The sequence below is a fragment of the Sphaerochaeta associata genome, assembly GCF_022869165.1.
Classification (GTDB): domain Bacteria; phylum Spirochaetota; class Spirochaetia; order Sphaerochaetales; family Sphaerochaetaceae; genus Sphaerochaeta; species Sphaerochaeta associata.
In genome coordinates this window covers 3,003,630-3,026,423 of the sequence record NZ_CP094929.1, presented here as the reverse complement: position 1 = coordinate 3,026,423, position 22,794 = coordinate 3,003,630, and the positions used below count along the sequence as shown (strand labels likewise).

23 protein-coding genes are annotated in these 22,794 nt (G+C 49.7%); 14 read left to right on the top strand and 9 right to left on the bottom strand.

The window, feature by feature from the left end:
* Positions 1–13: 13 nt before the first annotated feature.
* The 9 genes from MUG09_RS13955 to MUG09_RS13915 all read left to right on the top strand — a co-directional run bounded on the left by MUG09_RS13955 (position 14) and on the right by MUG09_RS13915 (position 10,270).
* The gene (locus MUG09_RS13955) at positions 14–1,708 is read left to right on the top strand and encodes a sensor histidine kinase (protein WP_244772051.1); all 1,695 of its coding nucleotides are present in this window, start codon (positions 14–16) and stop codon (positions 1,706–1,708) included.
* On the top strand, positions 1,705–2,802 hold the full coding sequence (locus MUG09_RS13950; RefSeq protein ID WP_244772050.1) for a response regulator transcription factor: 1,098 nt from the start codon (positions 1,705–1,707) through the stop codon (positions 2,800–2,802). Before MUG09_RS13955 ends, MUG09_RS13950 begins: the two co-directional genes overlap by 4 nt.
* Before the next feature lie 84 nt (positions 2,803–2,886).
* Positions 2,887–4,458, top strand: a complete 1,572-nt coding sequence (locus MUG09_RS13945; RefSeq protein ID WP_244772049.1) for an extracellular solute-binding protein — start codon at positions 2,887–2,889, stop codon at positions 4,456–4,458.
* A gap of 66 nt (positions 4,459–4,524) precedes the next feature.
* Positions 4,525–5,433: an ABC transporter permease gene (locus MUG09_RS13940; protein WP_244772048.1), complete on the top strand. Its 909-nt coding sequence runs from the start codon at positions 4,525–4,527 to the stop codon at positions 5,431–5,433.
* A gap of 9 nt (positions 5,434–5,442) precedes the next feature.
* Positions 5,443–6,330, top strand: a complete 888-nt coding sequence (locus MUG09_RS13935; RefSeq protein WP_244772047.1) for a carbohydrate ABC transporter permease — start codon at positions 5,443–5,445, stop codon at positions 6,328–6,330.
* Positions 6,331–6,333: 3 nt separating this feature from the next.
* On the top strand, positions 6,334–7,869 hold the full coding sequence (locus tag MUG09_RS13930; RefSeq protein ID WP_244772046.1) for a sulfatase family protein: 1,536 nt from the start codon (positions 6,334–6,336) through the stop codon (positions 7,867–7,869).
* 164 nt (positions 7,870–8,033) lie between these two features.
* Positions 8,034–8,933, top strand: a complete 900-nt coding sequence (locus MUG09_RS13925) for a proline iminopeptidase-family hydrolase (RefSeq protein WP_244772045.1) — start codon at positions 8,034–8,036, stop codon at positions 8,931–8,933.
* A 162-nt stretch (positions 8,934–9,095) separates the two neighbouring features.
* Positions 9,096–9,854: a type IV toxin-antitoxin system AbiEi family antitoxin domain-containing protein gene (locus MUG09_RS13920; RefSeq protein WP_244772044.1), complete on the top strand. Its 759-nt coding sequence runs from the start codon at positions 9,096–9,098 to the stop codon at positions 9,852–9,854.
* A 2-nt stretch (positions 9,855–9,856) separates the two neighbouring features.
* On the top strand, positions 9,857–10,270 hold the full coding sequence (locus MUG09_RS13915; protein ID WP_244772043.1) for a nucleotidyl transferase AbiEii/AbiGii toxin family protein: 414 nt from the start codon (positions 9,857–9,859) through the stop codon (positions 10,268–10,270).
* 36 nt (positions 10,271–10,306) lie between these two features.
* Here MUG09_RS13915 and MUG09_RS13910 read toward each other — a convergent pair whose 3' ends face one another.
* Positions 10,307–11,809: a transposase gene (locus MUG09_RS13910; protein WP_244772042.1), complete on the bottom strand. Its 1,503-nt coding sequence runs from the start codon at positions 11,807–11,809 to the stop codon at positions 10,307–10,309.
* A gap of 180 nt (positions 11,810–11,989) precedes the next feature.
* Between MUG09_RS13910 and MUG09_RS13905 the strand changes: the two genes are divergently transcribed.
* On the top strand, positions 11,990–12,523 hold the full coding sequence (locus MUG09_RS13905; protein ID WP_280529368.1) for a nucleotidyl transferase AbiEii/AbiGii toxin family protein: 534 nt from the start codon (positions 11,990–11,992) through the stop codon (positions 12,521–12,523).
* Between the two features lie 6 nt (positions 12,524–12,529).
* On the opposite strand, the gene MUG09_RS13900 is transcribed toward MUG09_RS13905, so the two are convergent.
* Positions 12,530–12,961 (bottom strand): hypothetical protein, encoded by a 432-nt coding sequence (locus MUG09_RS13900; protein WP_244772040.1) that lies wholly within the window; start codon positions 12,959–12,961, stop codon positions 12,530–12,532.
* Positions 12,962–13,131: 170 nt separating this feature from the next.
* Here MUG09_RS13900 and MUG09_RS13895 point away from each other — a divergent pair, with 170 nt between their 5' ends.
* Entirely contained in the window at positions 13,132–13,710 is a 579-nt protein-coding gene (locus MUG09_RS13895; protein ID WP_244772039.1) for an NADPH-dependent FMN reductase, read from the top strand.
* A 72-nt stretch (positions 13,711–13,782) separates the two neighbouring features.
* On the opposite strand, the gene MUG09_RS13890 is transcribed toward MUG09_RS13895, so the two are convergent.
* The 3 genes from MUG09_RS13890 to MUG09_RS13880 are packed head-to-tail and all read right to left on the bottom strand — an operon-like array spanning position 13,783 to position 16,117.
* Positions 13,783–14,511: an ABC transporter permease gene (locus MUG09_RS13890; protein ID WP_244772038.1), complete on the bottom strand. Its 729-nt coding sequence runs from the start codon at positions 14,509–14,511 to the stop codon at positions 13,783–13,785.
* The gene (locus MUG09_RS13885) at positions 14,508–15,194 is read right to left on the bottom strand and encodes an ABC transporter ATP-binding protein (protein WP_244772037.1); all 687 of its coding nucleotides are present in this window, start codon (positions 15,192–15,194) and stop codon (positions 14,508–14,510) included. The genes MUG09_RS13890 and MUG09_RS13885 overlap by 4 nt, the downstream gene beginning before the upstream one ends.
* Positions 15,194–16,117: an ABC transporter substrate-binding protein gene (locus tag MUG09_RS13880; RefSeq protein ID WP_244772036.1), complete on the bottom strand. Its 924-nt coding sequence runs from the start codon at positions 16,115–16,117 to the stop codon at positions 15,194–15,196. The genes MUG09_RS13885 and MUG09_RS13880 overlap by 1 nt, the downstream gene beginning before the upstream one ends.
* A gap of 217 nt (positions 16,118–16,334) precedes the next feature.
* Here MUG09_RS13880 and MUG09_RS13875 point away from each other — a divergent pair, with 217 nt between their 5' ends.
* A complete protein-coding gene (locus tag MUG09_RS13875) occupies positions 16,335–17,027 on the top strand; it encodes a GntR family transcriptional regulator (RefSeq protein WP_244772035.1) in 693 nt (230 codons plus the stop codon).
* Here MUG09_RS13875 and MUG09_RS13870 read toward each other — a convergent pair.
* The 4 genes from MUG09_RS13870 to MUG09_RS13855 form a co-directional block, all read right to left on the bottom strand.
* Positions 17,012–17,752 carry an SDR family NAD(P)-dependent oxidoreductase gene (locus tag MUG09_RS13870; protein ID WP_244772034.1) on the bottom strand — a complete coding sequence of 247 codons (741 nt, stop codon included), beginning with the start codon at positions 17,750–17,752 and terminating at the stop codon, positions 17,012–17,014. The genes MUG09_RS13875 and MUG09_RS13870 overlap by 16 nt on opposite strands.
* Before the next feature lie 19 nt (positions 17,753–17,771).
* Complete coding sequence (locus MUG09_RS13865) at positions 17,772–19,049, bottom strand: TRAP transporter large permease (protein ID WP_244772033.1); 1,278 nt, start codon at positions 19,047–19,049, stop codon at positions 17,772–17,774.
* 1 nt (position 19,050) lies between these two features.
* Positions 19,051–19,527, bottom strand: coding sequence for a TRAP transporter small permease (locus MUG09_RS13860; RefSeq protein ID WP_244772032.1), 477 nt, complete (start codon positions 19,525–19,527; stop codon positions 19,051–19,053).
* Between the two features lie 134 nt (positions 19,528–19,661).
* Entirely contained in the window at positions 19,662–20,675 is a 1,014-nt protein-coding gene (locus tag MUG09_RS13855; protein WP_244772031.1) for a C4-dicarboxylate TRAP transporter substrate-binding protein, read from the bottom strand.
* A 103-nt stretch (positions 20,676–20,778) separates the two neighbouring features.
* On the opposite strand from MUG09_RS13855, the gene MUG09_RS13850 reads away from it, so the two are divergent.
* Together MUG09_RS13850 and MUG09_RS13845 are read left to right on the top strand one after the other, a co-directional pair.
* On the top strand, positions 20,779–21,702 hold the full coding sequence (locus MUG09_RS13850; RefSeq protein ID WP_244772030.1) for a D-hexose-6-phosphate mutarotase: 924 nt from the start codon (positions 20,779–20,781) through the stop codon (positions 21,700–21,702).
* Positions 21,699–22,793, top strand: coding sequence for an Ldh family oxidoreductase (locus MUG09_RS13845; protein WP_244772029.1), 1,095 nt, complete (start codon positions 21,699–21,701; stop codon positions 22,791–22,793). The genes MUG09_RS13850 and MUG09_RS13845 overlap by 4 nt, the downstream gene beginning before the upstream one ends.
* Position 22,794: the final 1 nt, after the last annotated feature.

Below are 22,794 nucleotides of genomic sequence, written 5' to 3'. Positions count from 1 at the left end.
GTGGAATGAACGGGTGCAACGAAAGAGACTTTCCCTGCAAAGCAAAATCTTCCTGATGACCATGCTGGTAGCCTTGCTGGTCATGGTAATCTCACTCGTATTCATCTATCGCCAAGTAGTGGTCATCATTGAACGCAATGCCCTGCAATATATGCAGGGCATCATCGGGAACAATGCTTCCGAGTTGGACTCCATGCTGGAGGATTCCCGGGGCATTACCCTGATGGTCACCATGAATCCCGTTATCAAGGAAGCTGCAACTACTTCCTTGGTGGAAGCTTCCTATGAGTGGTTTCTCCAGAAGAAAGCAGTTGATTCCTACCTGAGCAATCTCGTGACTAACAAGGAGTACATCAGCCAGTTATCGGTCTTCAGTGCCAACGGGAATGTGTTTCAATCGGGAGGCAGCCTCTTGCTGAAAGGCCAGATGATGCAACCTTGGATGCAGGCTGCCTTTGCGACGCTCGCTCCCAAACTCCATTACTTTGCAAAAGAAAAACGATTAGTCTATACTCGTACATTGTTTGCCGACAAGGAGCCTCTCGCCTTGGTGGTGGCAGAGCTCGATTATTCCTATCTCTCCTCGAAACTTTTCTCTTTTACCTCGGCCGAGCAGCTCTACCTTGCCACCTATCTCAACGGGCAACTGCTCTTTGATAATAAAGCGTCTGCGCAGCAACCAATCTCACAGAGCGAAATAGCTGCGGTACTGTTGGGCGAAACAGATATGGAAAGCTATACCCGTGAAAACCTCATGTTGGTTCAAGATGGGCAGACTGAAGGTATCTCCACTATAGGCATCATCTCCTACCAGGTGCTACTCGGGGATGCACTGAGGCTTCGTTCGACGGTCATCCTGATCATTCTCATTTCACTTCCTTTGATTTTCCTCGCCTCTTGGCTGCTCACATCCCGGCTGTACCGTAATATCAGCGAGCTGAGAAAGAGCATGCACGAAGTGGGGAAGGGCAACCTCCACGTCCGCTCTTCTGTAGTATCTGAAGATGAGATAGGGGAGATGGCTGCCGTTTTCAACACCATGATGGATCAAATTGAGGATCTGCTTGAGCAAATCAAGCAGACAGAGAAGCAAAAACGTGAAAGCGAGTTTGCCATCCTGCAGTCGCAGATTCAGCCGCACTTTGTCTACAACACCATCAACAGCATGAAATACTATGCGCATTTAAAGGGAGTGAAGGAAATCGAGGTAGTGGCAACAGCCATGGTGGAACTACTGCGAGCAGTATTGGGACAAGGTGATGAGTTCATACCTCTTTCGCAGGAGATTCACTACATCAAGCAGTACCTTCTGATTCAGCGCTTCAAGTATCAGCAGGAATTTGAAACCGTTTGGGAGATAGATGAAGAGCTTTTGTCCCATAAGATTCCTAAATTGCTACTGCAGCCAATCGTGGAGAACGCGCTCATTCATGGCATCGCCAACAAGAAGGACGGGAACATCACCGTAAAAGCGTACAAACTTGACGATGGCATTCATATCACCGTCACCGACAATGGAAAAGGAATCCAGAAGGAGCACCTTGACAAGCTGGTGGCCCAGGTGTCCAAGGATATGCACTACTTGAGCAGTGTGGGGATTTCCAATGTTTTCAGCAGGATCCGCATGATTTATGGGGAGCCATATAATGGGTTCATCACCAGCTTTGTGAATGTTGGTACCGTTGTGGAACTACACATACCCTTATGAACATATTATTAGTGGACGATGAAGTCCTAGCCATTCAATATATTGCCGGCCTTGTCGATTGGTCTGCCAATGGATATCGGGTTTGCGCCATTGCACATAGCGTTGCTGAAGCGAAGCAGGCCTTGGAAACAATGGTCATCAACATCGTAATCTTCGATGTTTTCATGCCCGAGGAGAACGGGGTGTCGCTTTCATCCTTCATAGCCAAATACTATCCAAGAGTCGGGATGCTGGCGCTCTCTAGTTATGATACCTATGACTATGTACGTGAGATCCTGAAAAATGGAGCTCATGACTACATCCTCAAGCACCGTGTTACCGGAGATCAATTGCTGGCATGTTTGAAATCCATGGAAGCCAACCTGATATTCGCTCCTTCGTCATCAACGGCAAAGCCAAGCATCGAGACATCACTGCAAATCGAACCTCAAAAACCGGGAGAGAGTCATCAACTGGCTCTTACCCTTGAGCAACAAAACCATATATTGCTTGCCATCGAACAGAGGAACCTGGTTTCCTTCACCACCGCCTTGCAGGATGTCTACAGTCTGCCTGCAATGCAGTTTACCGCTTCAAGGCTGATGATCACCAAGGAAATTCTCGATTTCCTTGCAGCATTTGCTTCCAAGTACTCTCTTTCCTTTCAGAGCGAACCTGAGTTGTCCCTTCTTATACGCCTGATTGATCAGGGGGATGGACAACTGTTGGCTGCAGGTCTCTCAGATCGATATCGTTCGCTTCTGGAATTGCTGCAGCAGAGCTCAGCCTCTCATAATGTCCAATTGGCGGCTTCCTATGTTGATCATTTCTACTACAAGAACATCTCCCTTGAGAAATGCGCAAAAAGCATTGGAGTGAATGCATCGTATCTAAGCAGGATTTTCCACCATGAGATGAAGGTTACCTTTTCCAAGTATCTCAGCCTGACAAGAATTCAAAAGGCAAAAACCAAGATTCTCCAAGGGTGCCCTCTCAAGCAAGTAGCCGGCGATTGCGGATTTAAAAACTATAATTACTTTTTCAAGGTATTCAAGGATGTAGAAGGAATTACACCAATTGGGTACATGGAACAAGAGTTGGGTAAAAAAAACTGAGTAATCGATAAAGTATGTAGAGTACAAGTTTTCCATCGAACGAAAACACCATGGTACGCTTTTTCTAGAAAAGGAGATAATGCCATGAAAAAATCAGTAATGGTACTGTTTGTGCTTGTTGTGCTGCTGATGTCAATCCCTGCAGCAGGAAACAAGGAAGTTGCTGTCACAGTTCCCGCAGCCCCAACGGCTGGACTGAACGCATCCGGCTTTCCAATTGTTGCCGAGCCGGTTACCTTGAAGGTTTTTGGTGTTCGCGACCAGAATACCGCAGAGTGGAAGAACGTGAAGATGCTTACTGAATACCAGAAGCTTTCGAATGTGATTATGGACTACCAGGAAGTTCCCACCCAGGGATACGATGAGAAAAAGAGCCTTCTCTTTGCCTCCAACGACCTTCCTGATGTCTTCGTACGTGCCCAGCTGTCAAAAGTGGAAATTGCCAAGTATGGTATGGAAAGCGGCCAGCTGATTCCTCTCAACGATCTGCTTAAGCAGTACGCTCCCAATTTCATGGCACTCATGGCCAAGTATCCCACGATTCTTGCCTCCATCACCAGTGCAGACGGTAACATCTATGCCCTGCCGGAGCTGGATCTGAGCAATACCGGCCGCATGGGATTCAAGCAGTGGATCAACAAGGAGTGGCTGGCAAAGCTTGGTCTGAAGGCTCCCACCACCACAGATGAGCTGATTACAGTCCTGAGAGCCTTCCGCGACAAGGACCCGAACGGCAACGGCTTGAAGGATGAAATTCCACTGGGAATCCGTGAAGCAAGCTCCATCTATGTGCTCGGAGGTTCCTTCGGTCTCGATCATCAGATGAAGGAAACGATCAACATTGAAAACGGCAAGGTGCATATTTGGCTTAAGGACGCGAAGTTCAAGAGCTACCTGCAATTCCTCAACCAGTTGTATGAAGAGAAACTCTTGTGGAAGGACTACTACAAGCGTGACCTTCCCTCTTGGCGTTCGAACCTCTCCAACGCACTCTTCGGCGCTTTCTACATGCCCTACAGTGATGTCTTCCTCAAGGTTGAGAACCAGTTCACCGGCTATGCTCCGATCAAGGGCCCCTATGGAGACCAGCTGTGGAGCGATGCCAACTCCGGCGTTCTGGCAGTCGGGGCCTTTGCGATCAGTAATGTGTGTACGAATCCTGAAGTGGCCATGCGCTGGGTCGATTACTTCTACTCTGAAGAAGGATCGCTTTTCTTCCGCTACGGGATTGAGAATGAAACCTATACGCTTGACGCAAACGGCACCCCGGTCTTCGTCGACTCCATCCTCAAGGATCCCAAGGGCTTCATGACAGCTCTCGGGCAGATAAACCTGGTACCCGGCGGCGGCTTCCCGCAGGTCATCACCAACGATACCGACGGTGTGGTTGCGTCAGCTCTCACCAAAGAAGTGTCGGCGATGATGGTGCCCTACCTTCCCGAGCAAGTCTACCTGCAACCGAGCTTCACCCAGGAGGAGAGCGAGGAGTTTGTCACCATAGTTCAAGACCTCTATAAGTATCGTGACGAAGCAGTGACAAAGTTCATCCTCGGAGAATGGAAATTCGACAAATGGGACGAATACTGCGCCACCTTGGATAAGATTGGCATTGCAAAGCTCGAAAAATTGTATCAGCAGGCCTTCGATCGGCTGTAAAACCATACGAGTAACTGCAGGCTTTCCCAACACACGGAAAGCCTGCAAATTGGCTGAGGAGGCTGTATGTCTAAACGTGTTTGGAAGCGTGTGTACGCAAAGCTGGACTTGTTCCTTTTGTTGCTCATTCCCCTTGCTTGGTATGTTGTATTCAAATATGTGCCGATGTATGGGTTGCAGATAGCGTTTAGAAGGTTCAACCCTTCCTTGGGTATTACCGCCAGTCCCTGGGTGGGAATGAGATATTTCAGCCAATTTTTCGATTCATACTATTTCTGGGAGATTATCTACAACACCATCTCATTGAGTATCTATCAGCTGGCAATCGGATTCCCGATTCCGATTTTCCTCGCATTATTGATAAATGAGATACAGCATAAGCGCCTGCAAAGAACCGTACAGAACATCACCTATATTCCGCACTTTCTCTCAGTGGTTGTGGTGGTAAGCATGCTCAACCTGTTTTCCAATGTTGATTATGGGATCTTCAATAAGTTCCTAGGACTTTTTGGGTTTCCCGCTGCCGATTACATGGCCAAGGCCCAGTATTTCCAAACATTGTTTGTTTTCTCCAACGTCTGGCAGTCGATGGGATTCAACTCGATCATCTACATCGCTGCATTGACGGCGATCGATTCCACGCTCTATGAAGCTGCTACCATCGACGGTTGCAGCCGCTTTAAGAAAATCATTCACATCTCACTGCCAGGGTTGCTGCCGACAATTCTCATACTGTTCATCATGCGCATGGGAAGCCTGATGGAGATCGGCTTTGAGAAAGTCTTATTGATGCAGAATCCCATCAACATGAGCAGCAGCGAGATTATCTCCACGTTCATTTACAAGAACGGCATCCAGAAAGGGCAGTTCAGCTATAGTGCTGCAGTAGGACTTTTCAACTCCTTGATAAATTTCCTGCTGTTGCTCTTCTCCAATACATTGGTGAAAAAATTCACCAAAACCAGTTTGTGGTAGGAGGCAGAAATGGCACACCGCTCGATAACCTCCGATGACCGGCTTTTCAATACTGTGGTCAATGTGCTCTCCATTGGTACGATTCTCATCGTCCTGTATCCCTTGATTTTTGTACTTTCAGCCTCCTTCTCCGACCCTGATTTGGTCCTCAGGGGCAAAGTGATACTGTTTCCGAGAGGATTGACCCTGGAACCCTATAAAATGGTGCTGGAAAACGAAAGCATCTGGCTCGGCTATCGCAATACGATTCTGTATACCGTGCTGGGCACCATCATCAACGTAGTGATGACCATCATGCTTGCATACCCGCTTTCCAGAAAGGACATGCCTTTCCGACGTCCCATCACATTGTTTGTAGTTTTTACGATGTATTTCAACGGCGGCATGATTCCTACCTATCTGTTGGTGCGTGATTTGGGGATCTACGACTCCATCTGGGCCATTGTGCTTCCGGTGGCCATCACCACATACAACTTCATCGTTGCCAAGACGTTTTTTGAGAATAGCATTCCCCATGAAATGTATGAGTCGGCAATGATCGACGGCAGCTCCAATATCCGGACGCTGATCAGCATAGTTCTACCGCTTTCTTCCTCGATCATTGCCGTTCTCATTCTCTTCTATGCAGTCTCCCACTGGAATTCCTATTTCAGTGCTTTGATCTACCTGCGCAACGAGGAACTGTTTCCGCTGCAAATCATCCTGCGCGACATCCTGCTGCTGGGTCAAACCGAGCAGATGGGTACCAATGATGTAGGCATGGGGGACAAGATCAAGATGGCCGAAGGTATAAAATATTCAGTAATCGTAGTTTCGAGTGTTCCAGTCCTGGTTCTTTATCCCTTCGTTCAGAAGCATTTCGTGAAGGGCGTCATGATCGGGGCGGTAAAGGGGTAATGTATGAAACCAAACATTGTCATTGTGATGACCGACCAGCAACGCCACGACCTTAGGAAGGCGGCAGGGTATTCTCTGGATACCATGCCTTTTCTTGACTCCTTTGCAGAAAAGGGTGTTGATTTTTCACAAGCCTATACGCCCAATCCTACCTGCATGCCTGCTCGGGTAAGCATGTTCACCGGCCGCTACTGCCAATCGCACTGTGTGCGTACCAACCATAATGCAGCTGATGCCGTGTATACCGAGGATTTGTTGGACGTTCTGAAACAACAAGGCTATACAACCGCTCTCTGCGGGAAAAACCACAGCCATCACAAGGTAGAGGAATTTGATTTTCATGAGGTGAACGGGCATCTGGGGGTGGAGGATAGGCAACATCTTTCTCAGTCTGAGCAGAAACTTGATGACTATTTAAAAACACTCAAATTCATTGACTCAATGGAGCCCTCTCCTGGTGATGTATCAGACCAGCTTCCGTATCGCAATGTGAGTTCGGCACTGAAGTTTGTGGACGAAGTGAAGGAAACTGGAAAACCATTCTTTGCATGGGTTTCCTTCGCTGAACCTCATAATCCGTACCAAGTGTGTGAGCCGTACTTCAGCATGTTTCCTCCCCACCTGCTTCCTCCACTCTCTACAGGACCGGAAAACTTGGAAGGGAAAGGTCCTCGGTATACGTGGATTCGTGGTATCTGGGAGAAGGTACTGGGAACTGAGATCGAGCAACGAATCAATCGAGACCGATCAAACTACTTGGGTATGTTGCGCCTGATCGATGACCAGTTCAAACGCCTCATCGAGGGGCTTGAGCAGCGAAACCTGTTGGACAACACCCTGGTGATTTTCCTCTCCGACCATGGCGATTTCATGGGAGAGTATGGCTTGGTACGCAAAGGTCCCGACCTTAGTGATGTGTTGACTCATATTCCGATGATCTGGCGGGGCCCGGGTATTGCCAACCAGGGCAGGGTGGGAGCCAATTTTGTGAATATCGTAGATATTCTTCCCACCCTCTGTGATTACCTGGGTGTTCATACACCGTTCGGAGTGCAGGGAAAGAGTCTTCGCCCGCTCTTGGAAAACACTGCCTATGATCCCAAGGAGTATGAGGTTGCTTATAGTGAGACTGGATTTGGAGGTCTCTATTGGGACGAAGAAGACAATCTCACTCCTCAAGAGGAGAAAGCCTGCCACCTGTGGGAGACCTTCGACTGTCTCAATACCTGGACGCAGTGCAGCCAGGTGAGAATGCTCAGAAAAGGTGAGTACAAGATTCAAGTTGATATGCTGGGGACAGGGTACCTTTATAACTTGAAAGACGACCCGATGGAAATTAATAACCTCTGGGATGGAGAAATGTATCAAGCGATAAAGGCGGACATGCTCACTGAGTTGACGGCTGCGATGCTTCGGGCAACCGACCCTATACCAGCCCCCCGTAATCGCTACAGGACAAAGTTGCATCCCAAGGGGTTCTGGTTTGACAAGGAATTCCATGCCTCGGACCCAGGAGTGTTGCAGGTTCCGAAAAGCTGAAAGGAAAGGCAATTCTCGACACAGGACTGTATGCATCATCACGATTGTATGAATACTGACGCAGAAGGGTAGTGATACTTACTCTTCTGCGTATTTCAACCAATCGAGAATAAATCCCAATACTACGCTATACTGGTATCATCTAACCCCAATGGAGGCATTTCATGCAAACAGAAGTCAGAATGATACCCATCACCACCCCGTACGGCGAATATAAAGTCTGGACGCAGCGGTGCGGCAGCAATCCAACCAAGAGATTGCTTCTTCTCCACGGTGGACCTGGGATGACGCACGAGTACTTTCAGAGTTTCGATACCCACTTTGCCGACAGTGATATCGAGTACATCTACTACGACCAGCTTGGAAGCCTCAACTCCGATAATCCTGCCGATCGAAAGTTCTGGACCATTGCGCGCTTTGTCGATGAAGTCGATCAAGTACGCAAGGCTTTGGGCCTTGATGCCTCGAACTTCTTTCTGCTCGGCCACTCCTGGGGCGGGGTGCTGGCAATGGAGTACGCACTTGCCCACCCAGAGGCGCTCAAGGGCCTGATCATCAGCAACATGATGGCAGATTGTACGGCCTATCAGAAGTATGCAGATGACGTACTCGGGCCGCAGATGGACCCTAAGGTGCTTGCCCGCATCAAGGATCTAGAAGCAGCAGGGCAGTACTCCAGCGAGGAATATGAATCTCTTTTAATGCCTCATCACTACGAGAAGCACGTGCTTCGCCGTCCCATGGATCAGTGGCCTGAGTGCGTTATGAACGCCCTGACTCATGTCAATCAGGACCTCTACGTCTACATGCAGGGACCCAGTGAATTCGGGATTTCCGGTGTTTTGGCAACCTGGGACAGATCAAAAGACCTCAAGCATATCAAGACACCCGCCCTTGTCATCGGGGCGGAGTATGACACCATGGACCCTGCCTACATGAAGTGGATGAGCGAACAGCTGCCAAATGGCTCCTATTTGTATTGTCCCGAGGGCAGTCACATGGCCATGTGGGATGATGCCGAGGTATATCACGAGGGGATCAAGGAGTTCATTGGCAGAGTGTAATACACGGTTCAGCATGTCATAGGATGGGAAATGTATCCGGCATGGGTGTATTGCCCGTATTTCGTATAAACTGGTTGGACTTTTGATAAAAATTCTAAAAATAGAACATAAAGGTTGTTAAAGCAACTCTATTGAGTTATTCTAAGAATAGAAGGTCTGCATATGAACATAATCGATATTACCAGCAAAGTAGTGTTTACAAAAAATGATATCCTTCCTCTATTCGAAACCCCCTCAGCTTGTCGATACTGGCTGGAAATGGCGATCGAGAATCATCTCATTGCACGCATTCGAAGGGATATGTATGCAGTCATGGATTTGACCACAGGGAGTGTTTATGCTAATAAATTCTTAATCGGTTCTTCCATCAGCCAGACAGCCTACGTCTCTTATCATGCAGCTCTCGATTATCATGGTTTAGCAAATCAAGCGTATGCTACTCTATACATCTCCGATTCAAAAAAATTTCGACCTTTTGAATATGACGACGTCCGTTACGAATATGTAATCAGTACCAGTCCTGATTGGATTGAGCACATCAACTATGGTGCAATACTGCGAGTTACGAGCAAGGAACGGACAATCATCGATTGCATAGACAATCTGAAATATGCAGGAGGAATTGAAGAAGTAATCTACGCCTTGGATGCAGTCAAGCATCTCAAGGAACAACATGTCCTTGAGATATTGAAGCAATACGACAACAAGCGGCTCTACCAGAAAGCAGGGTATCTCCTATCGATGTTCAAGGAGGAGCTTCTCTTGTCCGATGCTTTCTTCTGGTACATGCAAAGTCAGGTAGGTGAGGGAAAGAAATATTGGCTGACCGACATGGGCATGCCTTACATCTATCATCCTGATTGGAAGCTGTATGCCCCTGCTTATGAAAGTTTGGAAACGCTTCTGCATGGAGGAAGGTAGATGTGAACGTGTATGCAAAACAAGAGATAGAGGCTATTGCGGCGAAGACTCATTTTATCAAGAGTAATGTTGAAAAGGTTGTGCGTTTGATTGATATACTTTCATATATACATACTACTTCCCCGGATACAGGTGAATTTGCCTTGAAAGGGGGGACAGCAATAAATCTATGTATACTGGATATACCGAGACTTTCTGTTGACATTGATTTGGACTTTGCACAAAACCTTTCAAAAGAGGATACTGCAGTAGTCAGGCAAGCCTTCAAAAGAACATTTTATGAATTTGTGTTGGATTCAGGTTATTCCATCTCTGAGAAAGCTCGAGGGCACTATGCGATGGACAGTTTTCTTCTTACGTATGACACGATAAGTGGAAATACGGATAATATCAGAGTAGAAATCAATTACCTCTAATTCCCGATGATTTTTCTCACCACAAATTTGGCCAAGCTACCTAGGGATCTTGTCCGGGCTCTTCAATTTGAGCGCCTTGTAGGAGTCGTTCACCTTTTTGGTTGCTTCCTGGACCACCACCAGAGAATCGTACACCTTGCACTTCTGGTTCCTCAGCTCCTTGAACAAGCCGATGAGGTTTACACCCTTTGCGTCCAACTCCCCCTGCAGCCGCTTACAGATGATGGTGGCGATGAAACACAGCAACAGGTGCCCCCTGAACGTATCCTCACCATGTACCCTCAGCGGAAGGATGTCGGCATAATTCTTGGTGATATCGAACACCTGCTCGATCTGCTGGCGGGCATAGTACAGGGGAAGCAACTCCTTGGTGTCGATCTCCTCGGATGATATCATGATGAACAATCCGAGCTTGGAGAGGTTGCCGTCGATCTCCTCCGGGCCGAGATCATCCTCGACGGCATTCACCAGCATCGCATTCATCTCATAGGACCTGCGCAGCATGTCGATGCCGATGTAAGCGAAGGCGTCGATGCCGGAGGTTACAGTGCAGGGGACCCGTTTGATATAGACAGCCCTGCCATTGTAGCTGACCAGATTGCCCCCGTGCTGCAGAGCCTGCGCATGGGCGGCGGCCAGCTGCTTGTACAGCTTGCGGTTGGGCTTCAGCCTTGTCAGGTATGCTATCTCGTTCTCATGCAGAGCCTTGATGTTGTCCTCGGTGAAGTATCCGGCGTCCAGGATGGCGTAGTCGGCAGCGATCCCGCACATCTGCAGCTCCCCGATGGTCGCCTTGAGGGTCGATACGTCGATCACGTTGCCCGCAACATACCTGAAGTACAAGGGCATCCCGCTGAGCCGGTCGGTGACATAGATGAGCCTTGTCTCCACGCTCACCTGCCCGCCATGGTTGGAGTATGCAGTGTAGGGGAAATCGATGCTGTTCGGCAGTCCTGTGCTGTCGAGCAGCAGCCCGTGGACGGTCTCGGCGGGGAACTGCTTGGCCAGGTATGTGCAAAAGAACCGTCTTTGCAGGGCCTCGTCACCCAAAACGGAAAGGAACTCGCTGATCCGCTGGCTGCCCAGGGCGGCGCGGGGGAGCAGCAGCCTCGCGTAGCTTCCCTCGTACCAGGACCCGGCATACCAGCGGGCCCCGCTTGCAAGGATCTGGTAGTATACCAGGGCAAGCAGCGTGTCGCCCTGGTCTGGAAGCAGGGATGTCAGAACCGCATGGTAGGGGGTCGTCTTCAGATACTCATGCAGGACATGCACGTCGCCGAAATCGAGGATCAGACGTTCCGGCCCTTTGGGTTTCAATGCCATGGCATGGCTTTCTGCGGGAGCGTCCTGGTAGCCTTGCTCGAGGGTGTACCGGAAGACGCCGCGTTCACGGTTCTTGAAAATACCCTGTTGCTTGTCCAGAACACGCCCGAGGTTCTCGGTTTTGTTGACTTTCCTGCCGTCGACGCGCATAGGGAGGCAGACCGAGGCGTATTCGGCTCCGTTTTTCAGCTCATACCGGATGAATTTGTTGGCCATGTGATGCATGCCTCCATGTGGTGATAATAAATATTCTCACCACTTTTATAGCACGACTCGGACATAAATACAACATGTTTGCAGGAAATTATACGGAAAAGCCGCTGGAATCTTGGTTAGTATAGATCAAACTGGTTTCCCACCTTGTGGTGAGAAAAGATTTAGGGAATTAGAGATTACTTGGACAGAGCTCATATCCTTCCCTATTGCGTACTGTCAACAATCATGTTGGGATCACACAAGGCACAAACACGTATGCTTGATCCTCTTGAGCTCATTGCCAGTAAGGCAAATGCACTGCTTTCCAGGCAGGCTTCCAGAGACCTCTATGATATGTATCAATTGATCCAAAAAGGAATAATCTCAGACATACCTTTATTTCGTAAGTGTTTGGTATTTTATAACTTGGTCGGTGGTGGAATGGATATTGATACAATCTCATCGAATGTCCTAAAAAAGTATACGTATAATGAAATAAAGAAGTATCTGAAACCTGTACTTGCAAAGAATGATGATTTCTCATGTGATCGGGCACTATTGATAGTCAAAGAGTTTTTGGATGAAGTACTTGTCCTCAACGAAAAGGAAAAACAGTTCTGTAAAGACTTTAGGAATGGTGCTTATAATCCTGGACTGCTGTTCGATGATGAAACAACCATTGAACGAATCCATAATCATCCAATGGCAGTGTGGAGAACAAGAGCTACCCAATAATGCATCCTACTTCTGGATCTGCACAATACCGGAGAGCACGATCAAATGCAGCACCACCTGCTCGATCCAGGTGAACCAATCGGAACCGCTGATGCGACCGAAGTCGATGGTAAGGACATCGAGGATGACGATCAGGGCGAGCCAGAAAATCAGGATGGCCAGATGGGCGATTTTGGCAATCTTGTCGGGAATCAAATTGGAGAAGAGCTGGGCGCCCAAAAACAAACCGCTGACCAGTTGCAGTGTGGAGATGAGATAGAGCAACAGTTCACTGTCACCGCCGAACATGTTGGAAAGTTCACGGGAAATCTGGTTGCCCAATCCACGTCCCGAGGTGAACCCGATGATTCCCATCGAAACAAACAAGAGTGCAATAAGAATTTGCAGTGACTTTTTGGATGCAACTGCCTGTAGTGATGCCTTGGGATCTTTTGCCATGTCCTGACTCCTTTTTCGCTTATGTATTCACAGTGTACTGCTCGGTCAGTGCGTCGTAAAGGTTGTGACAAGGCGGGGAAGAAAATAATTCCTATTGAACTACTTGACGATTACAAAATAAAATTGTATGCTACATATATAGCAATACAACATTGTTAAGGAGATTGAACATGAACGTACCAAAGATTGGAATTATCATAAGCAGTACCAGAGCCGCTCGTGTAGGACAGCAGGCAGCAGAATATGTAGCAACAGTGGCAAAGAAGCGCACCGACCTCGCCTTTGAGATTGTCGATCTTCGCGACTACCCCATGCCGTTTTTCGATGAAGTCGCCTCGAACGCATACGTTCCCTCAACCAATGAGGTTGCACAAACCTGGCAGAAAAAGATTGCCAGCCTGGACGGATTCATTTTCGTCACCGCTGAATACAACAACAGCATCACTGCAGCCCTAAAGAACGCCCTGGACTATGCATATCCCGAATGGAACCGCAAGGCCGCAGCATACTTCTCGTATGGCTCAGCTGGTGGTGCACGGGCAGTACAGCACCTTCGTGACATCTGTGTAGAGCTTCAGATGGCACCGGTACGTCAGTCGGTACTGATTATGGGCAATGACTTCTACCCAATCATGAACGGTGAGAAGCAGGTCAAGGACCTTGCCAATCTTGAGCCCCAGGTCAATAACATGCTCGACCAGCTCTCCTGGTGGGCGACTGCACTCAAGAGTGCACGCGAGAAAGCCTGATCAGTATATTCACTACAGTAAGCAAATAAACGTTGGGAGGAAGAAGCCGTTGGCTTGTTCCTCCTTTGCTTGTTATCGGGCTTCTTCTGGAATTGCCAGCCGTTCAAGACCGTCCAAGACTATATAGAGACTCAACCCAAGCAGGCTGAGCAGGACGATGCCTGCATACATTCCAACATATTGGGCCATCACCCAGTTGTTCATAATGTAGTAGCCCAGCCCATACTCAGCTGCATAGTTTTCGCTGATGAACAGAACAGAAAGCGAAATGCCCACGGTGATCCTGAGGGAAGAGAAGATTCTGGGAAGGATTGCCGGCCACACGATATGGGCGATAATCTGTTTCGCGGTCAGATGGTACGCTGCAGCCAGCTCAAGATATTGAAACGGGATTTCCTTCACTCCATCACGGATCGTAACCGCCGCAGGAAAGAACACAATGACAGCGATGAGCATAATCTTGGAGAGGTCCCCGATACCGAAAAGCACCATGAAAACCGGAAGGAACGCAATCTTGGGCAGGGGGTAGAGCAGGTAGAGCACCGGGGAAATGAGCTGGTCGAGCTTTTGGGTCCTTCCTGCCAGCATACCAACAGGAATTGCCAAGAGCAGGGCAAAAGCCATCCCCATGACAATCCGATACAGAGAGAACAACAAGTGCAGGTAAGGTTTTGACGTCTGCATGCTGGAAACCAGATGCAAGAAGACTGCATGCGGGTAGGGGATGATCGGTCCCTGCAGTAAGAAGGCAAGCAGGTACCAACCAATGAGCACAACCAGAAAACCTCTCAGGTACTTCATCGGTTGCCTCCCAAGTGCAAGCGCAAGGTCTGTTGCAACTCAAATGCCTGGGTTTTGCTGCGTACGTCGCCAAGCTCATGATAAGGATTCTCCGTCTCAAAGGAGATACCTTCTTTAGTCATAACGATGATTCGCCTGCCCATGAACACAGCCTCGCTGATACTATGGGTGACCAGCAGCAACGTAATCTGATGCTCCCGGACATACATCTTCACCTCATCCTGCAGCCGCTCGCGTGTCTGTTCATCCAAGGAAGCAAAGGGCTCGTCGAGCAAGAGAAGACGAGGATTGCGGATCAAGCTGCGCACCAAGGCGACACGCTGCCTCTCCCCTCCGCTGAGCTGCTTGGGAAAGTTGTTTGTTTTCTCCTCGAGTCCCACCAAGGAGAGCAACGCCTGCGCCTCGTCTTCCATCTTTTTAGGAAGGCCCAGCAATACATTGTCCAACACCCGCTTGTACGGAAGGAGACGGTCCTGCTGAAACATAATCGAACACTCACCCTGCGTTGCAATAGCGCCCCTGCTCAGCGGCAGCAATGAGGCTATTGCATACAGCAGGCTGGTCTTTCCACATCCGCTCTTGCCGATGATGCTCACCATATCGCCTTCTTGTACTTCCAACGAGAAGTTGGAGAACGCGACCTTGGTGCCATAGCACAGCTCGGCATGTTGGATGCTCAGCATCAAAGGCCCTCTATGAAGCGGGAGTCGATCATGGCGGTAGGAGCGAATTGGTAGGATGCACCGGTAACCGAAGCCGTCCAGTCCATGATTTCCTGCATGAAAGCAGTGCTGGGGAGCCTGGGGTCCTGGTAGGCCGGCAGATGGATTGAATCCTGGATTTCAGAGGGAAGGTTGGGAATGTATTTCAACAGGACATCACGTGCAAGATTCTCGTCCGCCTTGATGGCCTTCACCGCCTTTGCATACGCTTTATGGAAAATGTTGAGCGCCTGCGCTTTCTCTTGGATTGCTTTCTCAGTGAAGGCGATGAGGTTCAGGCTTTCGGACGGAATACCTGGAAAGAAAAGCTTCTCCAAGCCCCTGAGGGCCCCGATGGAGGCGAAGGGCTCGGGGAATATGCCGGCGTCCAGCTGACCGGAGACAACCGCCTCAAGGCGAGCGGGGATTTCATTGATATAGACCTTGGAGACCGAATGGTTTTTGGACAAGTACTGGTCGACCAGGTAGTTGGTCACGCTGATCTCCATTGTTCCAGCTGAAACAGCCTGCTTCTCCTCAAGGCCCGGCTTTGCAAGCAGAGGGAAGTCGCCGTCGGTTGAAAGCGTACCGATGAGCTTGAAGTCGCTGGCTGTCTGGGTGATGAGGGCGACGAGGTCCGTCATGGCCCCATCGACCTGCCCGGTCTGCAAGGCAGTCTGGCGGTTTTGGCCGTTGGTGAAGAGAACCAGATTTACATCGACTCCGGCCTCTGCAAAATACCCCTTTTCAAGCGCAACATAAAAGGGAGCAGCGTCGACGGCACTCATCATACCGACGGTCAGGGTTGGGGGGCTGGCGTTTTCGGAAGTCCCTTCCGACTTCTGGCAGCTGGAAAAGAACAATACAGAAAAGAGCATAAGGACGATCAGGGCATTTTTATACATGGGTTCCTCATCAATAAATCAGCATACTCTACCATGGCAGAATATGCTGATTCAATGCAGGAAGGAAGCTGGAAAGGAATCTGAAAACCATCGTGACACGCAAACCACAAAGAGTGCCTGGGTGTAAATTACCCTCTCACCTTTCGGTGCATTGTAAAACGATTTCAAATTCTGATATAATAGATTTAAGATAGAATAATGAGTATCAGGGAGTCCTATGAAGCAGGAACCGGTTGCTGTAATTGATAAACGGAGTTTGGCGGAGCAAGTCTATCAGTATCTATGTGATTCCATCATCGGTGGCCGATTCAACTATGGTGATACCTTGAGTACCAAGCAGCTGGCCAAGGAACTTGATGTCAGCATGATGCCGATCCGTGAGGCCCTGAAGCGGTTGGAAATCGATGGTTTGGTGGAAATCAGGCCCAGAAGCATGTGCTTGCTCAGGACGCCGACCAAGAAAACCATCCTCTCTGCAATTGCGATGAGGGAGTTGCTGGAAGTCTATTCCGTAAAGAGCATCTATGAAACCATTGAGAAAGAGAGGTTGGAACCCCTGAAGGCCCTCACTTCTGCGATGGCGGAAGCTCTGGCGCAAGAGAATCTCCCTACGTATATAAAATTCGACTGCCAATATCATCTCATGCTCTGCTCCCTGTGTGACAATGAGTTCATCCATCGGTCCTACAAGGAGTTGAACCTGCACCTGAATATGAAGTATATGTATGATATCGGAATCAAGCCGAACTACTCACAGACGTTCCAAGACCATATCGATCTCCTGGAAGCCTTGGAACATCACTCGCCGGTTGCACTGAAAATCATAGAGAAGCATCTGCATACCAGCAAGAAAAACATCCTCAGCGGTGCTTTTCTTGCCGGCGATGAAGAATCTCAGTCCATCAAGTAACCACCATTGACGTTCAACGTCTCCCCGGTGATGAAGGAAGCCTCATCAGAGGCCAGGAAGAGTACTGCAGCGGCTACCTCGCCGGATGTCCCCATCCGCTTGAGAGGAATCGAAGCGACCACATTTCTTCGTTTCTCCTCCGACCATTCAGCACTCATGTCCGTCTCAATGGCATGGGGAGCCACGGCATTGACTGTGATGCCGTACTCCGCCAACTGGCGGGCAAGTGAACGGGTGAAGGTATTGACAGCACCTTTGGAGGTGCCGTATGCAGGACTTGCGGTGATGTCGCCGATCTTTCCCGCTATGGACGTCACATTGACGATTTTCCCGCAGCGTTTGGCCACCATATCGGGCAGGAATGCCTTGCACATATAGAACGTTCCGTTCACATTGACGTCGATGACCTTGCGCCACTGCTGCGGGGTCAAGTCGAGGATTCCTTCCCGTGTGATGATACCTGCATTGTTCACTACAATATCAACAGGACCTTTCCAGGCATGAACCTGTTGGACCAGGCGCTCCACAGCCTCAGCATCGGCAATGTCAACAACAGCGGACAACACATTCGGGCTGAAGCTTTGTATTACTTGCTCGGTCTCGGCCGGAATCCGTACATCAACCAGGACTACTGCAGCACCCTCCTTTGCAAAGCGGATTGCAATCTCTCTTCCTATACCGCGGGCTGCACCGGTGATGACGGCAAGTTTTCCATCCAATTTCATAGTCGACTCTCCTTATGATTTACCCGAACAACAAGTTCGGCAGGAATAAAACAAGTCTGGGGAAGAACATCAGGATCACCACCAATACAATGACGGTGAAGAAAAACGCCCACATATCCTTGATGTAGTCGGTTAATGGAATATCGAGTATCTGGCACACTGCATACATAGCCAAGCCCACCGGCGGGGTCATGTTTCCCATTGTGATGATGGTACAGAACAGGATGCCGAAGTGGACCGGATCAATATTGACCGCCTTCGCCAAAGGAAGGAAGATCGGGGTGAAAAGGAGGATGATGACCGAACCATCCATGAACATGCCAAGAATGACTAAAATTCCGAGGATGATGAGCATGACCAAATATTGGTTTTGGGAAATACCCAATATTGCATCCGTAAGCAGTTTGGGGATGTTTTCCAGAGGAATCCCATATCCGAAAATACCTGAGAGGGCGATGATGAACATAATAGCCCCGACATCGATGACCGTGTCTCCGAGTGTTCTGGCAATTTTGAGGAAGTCCAGCTCCCGATAGATGAAAGCGCCTATGATTATGGCGTAGATGCAGGCAAAGGCTCCCACTTCAGAAGGTGTGAAGATGCCGCTGCGGATGCCTCCCAACAAGAGGATGGGGAATAATAGAGCCCAAATGCTCTCTCCGATTGCAGAGAATACTTCCTTTGTGGTCGCTTTCTTCCGTTCAGCCCCGTAGCCGCGGCGTGTGGAAGTGATCCAAACGGTAATCATCAAGCCGATCATCATAAGCAGGCCCACCAGCATGCCTGAAGCAAAAAGCCGGCCGATGGAGACCTCTCCGACAGTCCCATACAGGATGATGCCCACCCCTGGAGGAATGGTTGCAGTAATGAGGGCCGTCCAGCTGATGACATTTGCGGTATATCCCTTTGAGTATCCCCGTTCGATCATATCAGGCCCGAGCACCCGTGCCTCCATGGAGGCATCGGCAATGGCAGAACCGGAAACCCCTCCCATGCAGGTGGAGAGCACCACGCTGACTTGTGCCAGTCCCCCGTGCATATGTCCGGTCAGGACCGAGGAGAGCTTCATCAGGCGTTTGGTGATTCCCGATGAGTTCATCAGATTCCCTGCAAAAATGAACAGGGGGACAGCAAGCATGGCAAAGTTCTGTGTCTGGGAAATAGGCAGCTGGACCGTGATGGTGAAGGGCAGCTCGGGATGCTGAAGAAAGAATGCCATTCCTGATATTCCGATTGCGAAGGCCACAGGCATGCCCATGACAAGAAATACGATGAATAGGATTGTTACAAGCAGCATGTCAGACCCCCTTCCTGCAGCTCTGGAACAGATTCTTGAGTTTTAGAATCGAGGTGATGATCATCAGCGTGCAACCAACAGGTACACAGAGGATCACCCAGGTATAGCTGAAGCCTGGAATGCCCTGGAACACTCTTCGATAGGAGATGAAACTGAGCTTCACCCCGTAGACTGCGAGAGCGGCAAGAAATACGACGATGAGCAGGTAGTTGATGATGGTGATGATTCTGGCACTCTTTTCCGAGATTTTGAGCAGCAACAGCTCCATTTTCACTAATTTGTCATGGCGCAATGCAACATCTGCAGCCAAGAAAACACTCCAAGCAAACAAGAAAAGAGAAAAATCCTGGGACCAGTTCACCGGCTTGTCCACCGATCTGGCCAAGGCGCCAATGAATATGAGCAGGCAGCTGGCTGACAGGAATACTGCCGAGACTATGACTTCCAGTCTACATATTCGTTCATAGAATTTCCGCATGGAAACCCCCTTTCTCAAGACTGCAGAAAACATGCATTGGTATCATGATGCGGGAGCGTGTTGCACGCACCCGCATACCTGGTAAAAGTGGTAAAAGAATACCGACTGTACAATCGAATCAAGACCCTGCTTGCTTACTTGGCTTTGCCCATTTCAGCATAGATCTTGTCCCGGGCCGCCTGCAGGTTGAGTTTTACGTAAGCAGCTTCTCCTGCAGCCTTGAACGCCTTCATGTCGATTTGCGCTTCGGGAATGACGGTCATGCCCCTGCTCTTCAGCAGTGCAAGGTTTTTCGGATCCAACTCCTCAAGATATTGGCGGGAAACCTCCAATCCTGCCTTGTTGCACTCTTCTTCCAAGATTTGTTGGTATTCGGGAGGCAGTGAATTGAACCACTTGCTGCTGATGACCTCGAAATTGATCAGCAAGATATGCTTGGTTTCATTCACATACTTGCAAACCTCATGGAAATTCCCTGTCGAGGTGGCGGTGAAGGAGAGCTCGAGCCCGTCGATGGCCTTGGTCTGCAAGCCGCTGAACATATCCCCGTAGTTCATGGCTACCGGAATGGCCCCGATGGCCCTGATGGACTCCTGCCAGATCGGCGCACCCGGTGTCCTGATGCGCAGTCCATTCAAGTCTTTGGGGCTGGTGATCGGCTTATTGGTGACCGTTTGCCTGAATCCCTGCACCCAGAAGAATGAAAGGACCTTGAAGCCTTGGGTCCGTTCGAGCTCGGCTTTCCATGCCTGTACGGTCGGCAACGTGTTCAGTTTTTGAACTTCATCGAGCGTCTCGACAAAGTAGGGGGCATTCATCACGGCCATGTCGGGAACATACATGCCTAGACGTGCTGCATCGGTATTCTGTCCGATGTTCGCCCCCTGACGGATTTGCTCGAGGATGTCCTCTTCAACCCCCAACTGGGCGCTGGGATAGACTTCGACGGTCAAGCCTCCGTTTGTCCTTTCCTTGACCGCTTCAGCCCAATTCAAGAATGCAGCATGATACGGATCTTGCGGTGTTAATACATGATTGAAACGCAAAACATACTGCTTTTGTGCGGGCGCTTCCTGTACCCCTGCGGCGGGAAGCAGTACGGAAGCGATGATGAGCAAGAGTGAGATGATACTGATGATCTTTTTCACAACGAACCTCCTTTAGGCTTGCTGATATCTTAGATAAATGATATCTTAGCATTATCGATTTGTAAAGGCTCTTGTTTTCACCATCACAGAAGGAGACGAAACGATGGAAACAGCAGCACATGTACACGTGCATCAGCTCTCCCAGACAGTTCGGATGGCCTCAGAGCCTGCTGGATTGAGCGTTCTCCTTATTGAAAATGAGCAAGCCCGGTGCCTGGTATACCTGCAGGGAGCTCATGTAGCCTCTTTCACTCCGAATGGCCAGGGCAATCTATTATTCATGAGTCCATACAGTGCATACGAGAAAGGAAAGCCGTTTCGGGGAGGCATTCCAATCTGTTTTCCTTGGTTTGGCAAGCATCCGAAAAGGGATGATCTGTATCTCCACGGCTTGGTTCGCACCAAGGCATGGGAACTGAGAGAGGTGAATGATATTGCCGACGGTTCGACCAAGATCATCTTGGCCACTGAGGATGACGAATGCACCCGCTCCATTTGGCCGCATCGATTCTCCCTGCAGCTGACGATAACCGTCGCCGCTTTCCTGCGATTGGAGCTGCAGGTGACCAATGCTGATGAACAGCCAATCTCGTTTGAAGAAGCCTTCCACACGTATTTTCACATCGGCAGCTTGCCGGACTGCTCGATCACAGGGCTGGAGGGATGTCCCGTCGTTGACCGAGCTGACGGCAATCGGGAGTACTCCCAAAACGGGCTTGTGTTCGTCGGCGGGGAATTTGTCCGCATCTTTGAGCATGCAGGACCGGTTGTGGTGCTCCACGATCCTATTCTTGGACGAACCATCCGAATGGAACAGGAAAACCTGAAACAGGTCTTTGTCTGGAATCCCGGTGATGAGAAAGCAAGGCAGAATCCGGAAGTATTGGATGCCTGGAAGGATTTTGTCTGTGTCGAGCAGGTCAACAGCGGGAAGGCAGCCGTGGTCCTTGAAAAAGGCCGAACCCATCAGAGCACACTTCAGATATCATCACTACCATATGGAAATCTCACAGGAGGTCACGCATGAAAGAAGAAATCAGGATCGGGCGAAACGCGTTGGAACAGTTTGTTGCAGGTGTTTTCAGCAACCTGGGCCTCTCATCCGAGGAGGCTGCTGATTCAGCTGAGATTCTGGTTGCAGCCGATGCCCGCGGCATCCCCAGCCATGGGGTGGCCCGGCTTTGGCGCTATGAGAATGGAATACGAAAAGGCATCATGGCAAGCTCTGTTATTCCGTCAATCCTCCGTGAAACACCGATTTCCTTGGTTCTGGATGCAAACGGAGCCATGGGTATGTACCTGAGCAAACAGACGATGACCAAGGTGATTGAGAAAGCGAAAGGAAGCGGGGCCGCATTTGCTTCAATTCGTAACAGCAATCATTATGGAATAGCCGGCTATTATGCGGAGATGGCTGCCAAACACGACATGATCGGCATCTGCATGACCAATACCGCTGCGTTGGGGGTGCCCACCTTCGGTCGGATGTCGATGTTCGGCACCAATCCCATCGCCTTCTCCATACCCGGTCACTCAGGCAAGCTCTTCACCCTGGATATGTCCACCACGGCGGTGACAAGAGGAAAGATTGAAGTGTATGAGCGCGAGCAGCGGGAGCTGCCCCAAGGATGGGCGGTTGATACCAAGGGACAAGTAACCGGCAATGCAGGCCAATTGCTTCAGGACATGCTCTATCAGAGGGGAGGCGGGCTCATTCCCCTCGGAGGTGCGGGAGAACTCTTTGGCGGGCACAAGGGATATGGCTTGGCAGTCATGGTCGATATCATGACCGCTATCACCAGCGGCGGGGTATTCGGCAAGTCCGTCATGGACAGTGAGGCCACCAGTGCACGCGTCTGCCATTTCTTCGGAGCCATCCGCCTTGACGTATTCCGGGACCCCGAGGAATTGAAAACCGATATGGACAGGCTGTTGGAAGAATTGAACAACACCGAGCCTGCTCAAGGGTGTGAACGGGTCTATTATGCTGGTCAGAAGGAGCATGAAGCAGAAAGAAACAGCAACCTCAACGGCGTCCCTCTCTCATTGAAGGTGTTTGAACAGCTGAGCGCGATCGGGAAGAGGGCCGGGGTGGAGTTTCCCCAGCCCCTTTTGTGAC

What these genes read in the sequence shown, in the direction of transcription:
- MUG09_RS13950 (WP_244772050.1), top strand. Translation starts at nt 1,705, where the DNA reads ATGAACATATTATTAGTGGACGATGAAGTCCTAGCCATTCAATATATT.
- MUG09_RS13945 (WP_244772049.1), top strand. Translation starts at nt 2,887, where the DNA reads ATGAAAAAATCAGTAATGGTACTGTTTGTGCTTGTTGTGCTGCTGATG.
- MUG09_RS13940 (WP_244772048.1), top strand. Translation starts at nt 4,525, where the DNA reads ATGTCTAAACGTGTTTGGAAGCGTGTGTACGCAAAGCTGGACTTGTTC.
- MUG09_RS13935 (WP_244772047.1), top strand. Translation starts at nt 5,443, where the DNA reads ATGGCACACCGCTCGATAACCTCCGATGACCGGCTTTTCAATACTGTG.
- MUG09_RS13930 (WP_244772046.1), top strand. Translation starts at nt 6,334, where the DNA reads ATGAAACCAAACATTGTCATTGTGATGACCGACCAGCAACGCCACGAC.
- MUG09_RS13925 (WP_244772045.1), top strand. Translation starts at nt 8,034, where the DNA reads ATGCAAACAGAAGTCAGAATGATACCCATCACCACCCCGTACGGCGAA.
- MUG09_RS13920 (WP_244772044.1), top strand. Translation starts at nt 9,096, where the DNA reads ATGAACATAATCGATATTACCAGCAAAGTAGTGTTTACAAAAAATGAT.
- MUG09_RS13910 (WP_244772042.1), bottom strand. Translation starts at nt 11,809, where the DNA reads ATGGCCAACAAATTCATCCGGTATGAGCTGAAAAACGGAGCCGAATAC.
- MUG09_RS13900 (WP_244772040.1), bottom strand. Translation starts at nt 12,961, where the DNA reads ATGGCAAAAGATCCCAAGGCATCACTACAGGCAGTTGCATCCAAAAAG.
- MUG09_RS13895 (WP_244772039.1), top strand. Translation starts at nt 13,132, where the DNA reads ATGAACGTACCAAAGATTGGAATTATCATAAGCAGTACCAGAGCCGCT.
- MUG09_RS13890 (WP_244772038.1), bottom strand. Translation starts at nt 14,511, where the DNA reads ATGAAGTACCTGAGAGGTTTTCTGGTTGTGCTCATTGGTTGGTACCTG.
- MUG09_RS13885 (WP_244772037.1), bottom strand. Translation starts at nt 15,194, where the DNA reads ATGCTGAGCATCCAACATGCCGAGCTGTGCTATGGCACCAAGGTCGCG.
- MUG09_RS13880 (WP_244772036.1), bottom strand. Translation starts at nt 16,117, where the DNA reads ATGTATAAAAATGCCCTGATCGTCCTTATGCTCTTTTCTGTATTGTTC.
- MUG09_RS13875 (WP_244772035.1), top strand. Translation starts at nt 16,335, where the DNA reads ATGAAGCAGGAACCGGTTGCTGTAATTGATAAACGGAGTTTGGCGGAG.
- MUG09_RS13870 (WP_244772034.1), bottom strand. Translation starts at nt 17,752, where the DNA reads ATGAAATTGGATGGAAAACTTGCCGTCATCACCGGTGCAGCCCGCGGT.
- MUG09_RS13865 (WP_244772033.1), bottom strand. Translation starts at nt 19,049, where the DNA reads ATGCTGCTTGTAACAATCCTATTCATCGTATTTCTTGTCATGGGCATG.
- MUG09_RS13860 (WP_244772032.1), bottom strand. Translation starts at nt 19,527, where the DNA reads ATGCGGAAATTCTATGAACGAATATGTAGACTGGAAGTCATAGTCTCG.
- MUG09_RS13850 (WP_244772030.1), top strand. Translation starts at nt 20,779, where the DNA reads ATGGAAACAGCAGCACATGTACACGTGCATCAGCTCTCCCAGACAGTT.
- MUG09_RS13845 (WP_244772029.1), top strand. Translation starts at nt 21,699, where the DNA reads ATGAAAGAAGAAATCAGGATCGGGCGAAACGCGTTGGAACAGTTTGTT.